This is a genomic window from Halochromatium salexigens (assembly GCF_016653295.1).
Lineage (GTDB): Bacteria > Pseudomonadota > Gammaproteobacteria > Chromatiales > Chromatiaceae > Lamprobacter > Lamprobacter salexigens.
The window spans coordinates 67,119-73,852 of the sequence record NZ_NHSF01000072.1; the positions used below are offsets into that span (position 1 = coordinate 67,119).

5 protein-coding genes are annotated in these 6,734 nt (G+C 68.0%); 1 reads left to right on the forward strand and 4 read right to left on the reverse strand.

What is annotated here, in order from left to right:
• Positions 1-37: 37 nt before the first annotated feature.
• Positions 38-2,086, forward strand: a complete 2,049-nt coding sequence (locus CCR82_RS15880; protein WP_201246794.1) for an elongation factor G — start codon at positions 38-40, stop codon at positions 2,084-2,086.
• Between the two features lie 7 nt (positions 2,087-2,093).
• On the opposite strand, the gene CCR82_RS15885 is transcribed toward CCR82_RS15880, so the two are convergent.
• The 4 genes from CCR82_RS15885 to CCR82_RS15900 form a co-directional block, all read right to left on the reverse strand.
• Positions 2,094-2,819: a YceI family protein gene (locus CCR82_RS15885; RefSeq protein ID WP_201246786.1), complete on the reverse strand. Its 726-nt coding sequence runs from the start codon at positions 2,817-2,819 to the stop codon at positions 2,094-2,096.
• A 104-nt stretch (positions 2,820-2,923) separates the two neighbouring features.
• Positions 2,924-4,477, reverse strand: a complete 1,554-nt coding sequence (locus CCR82_RS15890; protein ID WP_201246787.1) for a sensor histidine kinase — start codon at positions 4,475-4,477, stop codon at positions 2,924-2,926.
• A gap of 20 nt (positions 4,478-4,497) precedes the next feature.
• Positions 4,498-5,175 (reverse strand): response regulator transcription factor, encoded by a 678-nt coding sequence (locus CCR82_RS15895; RefSeq protein ID WP_201246788.1) that lies wholly within the window; start codon positions 5,173-5,175, stop codon positions 4,498-4,500.
• Between the two features lie 19 nt (positions 5,176-5,194).
• Positions 5,195-6,734: Do family serine endopeptidase (locus tag CCR82_RS15900; protein ID WP_242513535.1), on the reverse strand; the 1,540-nt coding region annotated here is incomplete at its 5' end.

The following is a 6,734-nucleotide window of genomic DNA, read 5'->3' on the forward strand; positions in this document are numbered from 1 at the left end:
TCAACATTCCCGCAACCAGAAACAGGGTCAGGCACCGATGGCACTCGCGCATGTGCGCAACATCGGTATCGCCGCGCATGTCGACGCGGGTAAGACCACCCTGACCGAGCGTATCCTTTACTACACCGGCGCCTCGCACAAGATCGGCGAGGTCCACGACGGCACCGCGCACATGGACTGGATGGCCGAGGAACAGGATCACGGCATCACCATCACCGCGGCGGTGACCAAGGCGCCTTGGCGCGAGCATCTGCTGCAGCTCGTCGACACCCCCGGCCATGTGGATTTTACCATCGAGGTCGAGCGCTCGATGCGCGTGCTCGATGGGGTTGTTCTGGTGCTCGACGGCGTGCGCGGCGTCGAGCCGCAGACCGAGACGGTCTGGCGCCAACGCTGCCGCTTCGGGCTGCCCGTGCTCTTCTTCGTCAACAAGATCGACCGGCCCGGGGCCGATTTTCGTCGCGTGCTCGGTGCGATCCGCGAGCGGCTTGGGGTCGAGCCGGTGGCGATGACGGTGCCGCTCGCCGATCAGCAGGCCTGTATCGATCTGCTGCACCGGCGCCTGCTGCGCTTTGGCGGTGAACAGGGCGAGCAGGTGTCGAGCGAACCCTGCCCGGACGCGCTTTGGGAGCCGGTCGCCGACCTTCGCGAGGCGCTGTTGCTCGCCGCCGCCGACGCCGATGAGACCCTCGCCGATCTGGTGCTCGAGGGCGGCGAGCCCGAGCCGGACGTCCTGCTCGCCGCCCTGCGACGTGGCACCCTCGCCGGGCGCCTGTTCCCCTGCTTCGGCGGCAGCGCCTTGCGCAACCTCGGCGTACAACCGGTGATGGATGCGGTGGTGGATCTGTTGCCGGCGCCGCTCGATCGGCCGGCGGCGATCGCGCGGCGGCCCGATGGCGAGCCCGAGACCGTTGCCATCGGCGCGCAGGGCTCGTTGGTGGCGCTGGTGTTCAAGGTACAGCTGTGGGACGGGCGGCGCCATTGCTTCACGCGCGTCTACCGCCATCGGCTGAAAGTCGGTGATAGCGTCGCCTTCCAGAGCGCCGACGGGCGCGTGCGCAAGGAACAGGTCGCGCGCATCTTCGATGTCGATGCCGGGCGCAAGACACGCCTGGATGAGGCGGGACCGGGGCAGATCGTGCTCCTCGCCGGGCTGCGCCATGCCGCTACCGGCGATACCCTCTGCGATCCCGAGCACCTGCTGGCGCTGGAGCGCATCGAGGCGCGTCAGCCGGTGCTGAGCCTGGCCATCGAGCCGGCGGCGGGCACCGATGAGGACAAGTTGCTCGAGGTGCTGGACAAGATCGAGCAGGAGGACCCGACGCTGCGGGTCGAGGAAGACCCCGAAACCGGTCAGCGCCTGTTGCGCGGCATGGGCGAGTTGCATCTGCAGATCGTGCTCGAACGCATCGAGCGCGAATTCGGGCAGCGCGTGCGCAGTGGCCGGCCGGCGGTCGCGGTGCGCGAGACCATCACCCGCGCGGCACGCGCCGAGCAGTTGCACAGCCGCCCGGCGAGCTCCGATGGCAAGCAGCCCGAACTCAGCGCCTGGGCCGCAGTCGAGGTCGCGCCCAGGGAGCGCGGCGCGGGCCACCAGATCCAGTGCCAACCGCAACTGCGCCCGGATGGCGCGGAACTCTCATCAGAGCAGCAGCGGGCGTTGGAGGAGGGTCTGCAGGCCGGGCTGGCCAGCGGTGTGTTGCAGGGCGCGCCGGTGGACGATGTTGCCATCACCCTGGCGGAGGTGGAACTGTTCGGCGCCCAGAGCACGCCGGAGGCGCTGCAGGCCGCGGCCACGCGCGCCCTGGCCAAGGCGCTGGCCGCGGCGGGGCCGGTCGCCTTGCATCCGGTGATGTGCGTCGATGTGGTGGTGCCCGAGGCCAATCTCGGCAGCGTGCTCGGCGACCTGCAGCAGCGCCGTGCCGCGATTCAGGCCACCGAGACGGGACAAGACGCCGACGATTCGGCGAGCATCCGCTGCGAGGTCGCGCTCGAGTACCTGCTCGGCTATACCACCGAACTGCGCAGCCTGACCCAGGGCCGGGGCCAGTACAGCATGCAGTTCGAGCGCTTCGATTGCGTCTGAGCGCGGGCTAAGGGCGCGGGCTGAACAACGCCGCGACGGCTTCTTTCTGCTCGCTGCTCATCGCCTCGATGGTCTCCCGGTAAGCCTGGTACTGCTCGAGCGTCTCGACGCTCGCGGTCTCGGCGCTGGCCTCCGGCGCCGGACTGGCGTTCTCGAAGGTCATGACGAAGGTCACCGGCACGGCGCGGCTGATGCTCTCGAGCCCTGCGATCTCGCGCAACTGCTCGATGCCCTCGCTCAAGCCGAAATTGCTGGCATCGAGGATGACGGGCTCGGTGCTGGCCACCATCAGGGTGTTCGCATCGAGCTTCGCCGCCTGCATCTTGAGCACCAGCGGTTGGCTCTCGCCGTGCAGGCTGAGCGTGCTCTCGGCGACCACCTCGACCATCTCGCCCGGTTGCAGCGCGTCGATCGCGGCCGGATCGACCTTGGCGCTCAGGGTCGCGTCGTTGTAGTTCATCGTTTTGAACAGGATCTCGCGCATGCGCTCGTTGCGAATTGGCACCAGCGTCTCGACGCTGTCGAGCTTGGTGTCGACCACCACCTGGCCCGCATCATCAATGTGTCCGGCGAGTTCGGTGAAGTGGTTGTTTTCGCCGATGTGGCCGGATTTGATCGAGACGTAGCTCAGATGCGAGCGTTCGGGATCGAGCGTCCAATCGGCGGCGAGCGCGGGCCCGAGGCTGGCACTGGCAAGGCTGGTCGCAAGTAGGGCGGTGAGCAGGTGGCGCATGAGTGAACTCCTCTGGTGGATGGTCTCAAGGACGGGTCAAGGCGTGGCGGTCATCGTCGGGGCGATGGGCCGACGATCAACCCCAGTAATGCGACCGACCTGCGCTAATCCCAACCGCGTTCCCGCATCTCGCTCCCGGGGCGCTGTTTTGGCAGGCGCAACCGCACCCTGAGACCGGGCGCGGCGTCTTCCAGGCTGAGACTGGCGCCATGCAGTTGCGCGACCGCCTGCACGAGGCTGAGACCGAGTCCATGCCCGGGGGCAGCACGGCTCGCATCGATGCGAAAGAAGCGCTGCAACACCTTCTCGCGCAGCTCAGGGGGAATGCCGGGGCCATCGTCGCTGACGCTGAGTTCAACGGCCTCGTCGCTGCAATCCGCGCGCAGTCGGATGTGGCCGCCATCCGGAGTGTGCTTGATGGCATTGTCGACCAGATTCGCCAAGGCCTGGAACAGCAGGTCACGGTCGGCGTGCAGCCGGCAGGCGTCGCCATCGTTGCTGCCATCGTTGCTACGGGCGCCACCGTCGGCCCACGCGACCTCGATCGCCTGTCGCGACTCCGTCGCCAGTGGCTCATAGAGTTCGGCGACGTCGTGCAGCAGCGGCAGTGGGTCGAGATCGGCAAAGGCCGCGCGGCGGCTGCCGGCCTCGATGCGGGCGATGCGCAGCAGCGCGTTGAAGGCGCTCAGGAGTTCGTCGGCATCGGCGATCGCGACCTCGACCTCGGCGCTGGCCTCGGCGTTGAGTGCGCTGCCGCGCAGGAGTTCGAGCCGATGGCGCAGCCGCGACAAGGGCGTGCGCAGGTCGTGGGCGATGTTATCCGAGACCTGGCGGATGCTGAGCATCAACGCCTCGATGCGCTCGAGCATCCGGTTCAGGTTCTCGGCCAATTGGTCGAAGTCGTCACCAGTGCCGGCGCTGGGCACACGGCGGCTCAGGTCGCCGCGCATGATCTCGCGGCTGACCTGATTGATGACATCGAGCCGGCGCGCGATGCCGGCGCCCATCAGCCAGCCGCCGAGCAGCGCCAGCCCGACCGTGATGGCCAAGCCCCAGCCGATCGCATCGAGCACCAGGTTTCGGAGCGCGACCAGTTCGCGCACATCGCGGCCGACCAGCAGCCGCAGGTCGCCGCGCAACCGGAACACCTGCGCGCGGGTCTGGTGCTCGACGCGGGCCTTGCCGGGTGTCGCATGCTGGGTACGGAACTGCACCCAGCCATCGACATCGGGCGCGACCGGTGGCCAACTGTCGAGATTGCCGATGATCGGCGTGCCGTTCGGTTGGGTCAGCAGGTAGATCGAGGCGCCTTGCGGATCACGCGCGATGCGCTCGGCGATGAGGGTCGAGAGGCCGGCCAGACCGCGACGCCGATATTGTTCGGCCAGGCCCTCGATCTCGGCGCCGATGGTGGCATCGGTCTGGCGCGCCATATAGCCGGCGGTCGACCAATAGATGAACCCGAGCAGGATCGCGACCGAGACGCCGACCAGCAGCATGTAGAGCAGCGCGAGGCGGAAGGTCGAGCTGGTCAGCGTGAAGCGCGAGGTGTGCTGCCATCGATTCAGCGTGGGTCCCAGGGCCGCGCTGAGCCATCGCCGCTTCAGGGTCACACGCAGCCATCGCCATGCGCGGCGCGCCTTGGCCCGCGAGGACATCAGCCTGGCCGGCCGGGACATCAATCGGCGCGCAGCATGTAGCCGGCACCGCGCACCGTCTGCAGCAGCGGCGGCTCGAAGTCCTTGTCGATCTTGGCCCGCAAGCGGCTGATATGGACATCGATGACATTGGTCTGCGGATCGAAGTGATAATCCCAGACGTGTTCGAGCAGCATGGTGCGGGTGACGACCTGCCCGGCATGGCGCATCAGGTACTCGAGCAGCTTGAATTCGCGCGGTTGCAGCGCGATCGGTTGGCCGGCGCGGTAGACCTCGCGCTTGAGCAGGTCGAGTTCGAGATCGGCGACGCTGAGGCTGGTGACCGGTGCATCGCCAGGCGTTGCGCGTCGCAACAGGGCCTCGATGCGCGCATGCAGCTCGGAGAACGCGAACGGTTTGACCAGGTAATCGTCACCACCGGCGCGCAGCCCCTCGACCCGGTGATCGACCTCGCCGAGCGCGCTGAGCACCAGCACCGGGGTCGGGTTGCCCGAGGCGCGCAGGGTACGGATGATGGCCAGCCCGTCCAATTCCGGCAGCATGCGGTCGATGACCATGGCATCGTAGCGATTGCCAGCGGCCAGAAAGAGGCCATCGCGACCGTTTTCGGCCCGGTCGACGCTCGCCCCGATCTCGCCGAAGGCCTTGGCCAGATAGCTGGCGAGCTGCGCGTCATCCTCGATCACCAGTACACGCATGGCACGATGTCCGCAGGATTCAGCCGAGGGGCACGGCGACGAAGCGCTGCTCGCCCTCTTGCTCCACGCGCAGCAGCACCGAGGGGCGGTTGGCGGCGGCGGCCTGTTTGACCGCATCGACCACCTGGCCGGGCTGGGTGACGCGCTGCTGGCCGACCATCGAGATCAGGCTGCCGGCCTTGATCCCGGCGCTGTGGGCCGGGCTGCCGGGGGCCACCTGGGCGACGAGAACGCCGGTGGCGTCGTTTTCGATCCCGCGTTCGGCGCGCAGCTCCGGTGTCAATGGCGCCAGCGACAGGCCGAGCCGTGGCTCATCGCCCTCGGGTGGCTGGGTCGAGGCGTTGCGTACTTGCTCCTCGCTCGGCATCTGGCCGATGGTGACCGGAATCCTCAGGGTCTCACCGGCGCGCAACACCACCAGCTCGATGGCGGTGCCGGCATCGATGCCGGCGATCAGCTTGGTCAGATCGCGATACTCCTGCATGCGCTCGCCGGCGGCCCGCAGGATGATGTCACCGCTGCTCACCCCTGCCGCCTCGGCCGGGGTGCCGGGGAGGACGTCGGCGACCAGTACCCCGCGGGTTTCGCTCAGGCCAAGGCTGGCGGCGATCTCCTCGGTCACGGGCTGGATCTGGACCCCGAGCCAGCCGCGATCGACGTGACCCTTGGTCTTGAGATCGGCGACGATCTCGGCCGCCGTCTCGGCCGGGATCGCGAAGCCGATGCCGATGTTGCCACCGCTGGGCGAGAAGATGGCGGTGTTGACGCCGATCACGACGCCGCGCGCATCGAACAGCGGGCCGCCTGAGTTGCCGCGATTGATCGGGGCATCGATCTGGATATAGTCGTCATAAGGGCCGGAGTTGATGTCGCGGCCGCGCGCCGAGATGATGCCGGCGTTGACCGAACCGCCGAGCCCGAACGGATTGCCGACCGCGAGCACCCAATCCCCGACGCGGGCGCCACTGCTGTCGCCGAAGGTCACATGCGGCAAGGGCTCGCGGGTGTCGATCTTGAGCAAGGCGAGGTCGGTCTTGGCATCTCGGCCGATCACCATGGCCTCGTACTGCTCGCCGTCATTGAGTGTCACCTCGATGCGAGTGGCGCCGTCGACCACATGGTTGTTGGTGACGATATGCCCTTCGGCATCGATGATGAAGCCAGACCCCTCGCCTTCACGCTGGCGTGGTCCCGGCATCGGCATCTCCTCGAGTCCGCCGAAGCGCTTGAAGAATTCGTACAGAGGCGAGCTTTCGTCGGGCATTTGGCCGCCGGGCAGCGAGAGCGTCTGCTGGGCCTCTTGCGCCACCGTGACATTGACCACGGCGGGCGTGACGCGCTCGACGACGTCGGCGAAGCCAGTCGGCCCGGCCGGCGCGTTCAACGGGTCGGGTACCGATTCGGCCTGGCTGGTCTGGGCCATCGAGAAGACGACTGACAAGAGACAGGCCAGGCCGAGCCTGGCCGCCAAGCCGAGACGCTTGGACGGTGCGCGCTCGCCCTCGAGGCCAAAGGCGATGGCCTGTGGTGCGGGGCGTGGCGCGCGATGGGGGGCGGGG

Excerpts from the sequence above, each read along its gene's own strand:
- CCR82_RS15880 (WP_201246794.1), top strand. The coding sequence starts at position 38 with ATGGCACTCGCGCATGTGCGCAACATCGGTATCGCCGCGCATGTCGAC.
- CCR82_RS15885 (WP_201246786.1), bottom strand. The coding sequence starts at position 2,819 with ATGCGCCACCTGCTCACCGCCCTACTTGCGACCAGCCTTGCCAGTGCC.
- CCR82_RS15890 (WP_201246787.1), bottom strand. The coding sequence starts at position 4,477 with ATGTCCTCGCGGGCCAAGGCGCGCCGCGCATGGCGATGGCTGCGTGTG.
- CCR82_RS15895 (WP_201246788.1), bottom strand. The coding sequence starts at position 5,175 with ATGCGTGTACTGGTGATCGAGGATGACGCGCAGCTCGCCAGCTATCTG.